This is a genomic window from Cohnella sp. GbtcB17 (assembly GCF_019091135.1).
GTDB lineage: Bacteria > Bacillota > Bacilli > Paenibacillales > Paenibacillaceae > Cohnella.
This window is the reverse complement of the sequence record NZ_JAGXJW010000480.1, coordinates 1-236: the sequence shown is the minus strand read 5'-3', so window position 1 is coordinate 236 and position 236 is coordinate 1. Positions and strand designations below refer to the sequence as shown.

Annotated in this window: 1 protein-coding gene; it reads left to right on the top strand. The window is 55.1% G+C overall.

Annotation, left to right across the window (positions count from 1 at the left end; translation table 11 throughout):
- Positions 1-187 (top strand): hypothetical protein (locus KVT38_RS34215; RefSeq protein ID WP_217598146.1); only part of this gene is annotated, 187 nt, incomplete at its 5' end.
- Positions 188-236: the final 49 nt, after the last annotated feature.

The window sequence follows — 236 nt, the reverse complement described above, 5'->3', positions numbered from 1 at the left end:
ATGTGCGGATGAGCGCGCCGCTGGTCCATTGAAAGTTGGCGAGAAAATCGAGGTGCTCGATATACCGGCCCACGCGCAAGTTCCGCCACTGGGAAAAAGCGGGAAGCCGCATCATGCCGGATTCGTGGACGCCGAATTCGCAAATGGCGACAACGGTCGGGCCAAAGGACAGCATGAGAATGAATAAAACCGTCGCATACAGATGGACCGCACGAAAAGGCTTGTTTGCGTACATT